Source organism: Rhizobium sp. 01T444 (genome assembly GCF_056398305.1).
In genome coordinates, this window is sequence record NZ_JBFTPD010000392.1 from 1 (window position 1) to 529 (window position 529).

Here is a 529-nt window from a genome sequence, read left to right on the forward strand (position 1 = left end):
CCGAAGCGCTGCGCGCCCTCGGCGCCGAAGTCGCCGAAGCGCTGCGCGCCCTCGGCGCCGAAGTCGTGGTCGGCGACCTGACCGATCTCGACGACGTGCACCGGGCCATGGCCGGGTGCCGCCGCGTGTACTTCGCCATGTCGGTGGCCGCGAACTACCTCGAGGCGACGACCAATGTGGCGGCCGTCGCCCGTCACCGGGGTGTCGATGCCTTCGTCAACATGTCGCAGATGACGGTGCGCAACCAGCGCGGCGAGCAGGTCATGACGATGCTCGCCATCGGCAAGATTCCCGTGCGTCCCACCTGAAGGCAAGCGATGCAACACAGCTCACCCATCCTGGTGACGGGCGCGGCCGGCAAGGTCGGCTCGATCGGTCCGACCGTCACCGACCTGCTGCTGCGCCGCGGCCTCAAGGTGCGAGCCATGGTGCGCCGGGAAGATGAACGCGCCGAAGCGCTGCGCGCCCTCGGCGCCGAAGTCGTGGTCGGCGACCTGACCGATCTCGACGACGTGCACCGGGCCATGGC

2 protein-coding genes are annotated in these 529 nt (G+C 69.9%); both read left to right on the plus strand.

The genetic code is table 11. The features are described from left to right. Positions 1-308 (plus strand): NAD(P)H-binding protein (locus AC1DTN_RS39100; protein ID WP_477925619.1); only part of this gene is annotated, 308 nt, incomplete at its 5' end. A 9-nt stretch (positions 309-317) separates the two neighbouring features. Then, on the plus strand, positions 318-529 hold a 212-nt coding region (locus AC1DTN_RS39105; protein ID WP_477925620.1), incomplete at its 3' end, for an NmrA family NAD(P)-binding protein.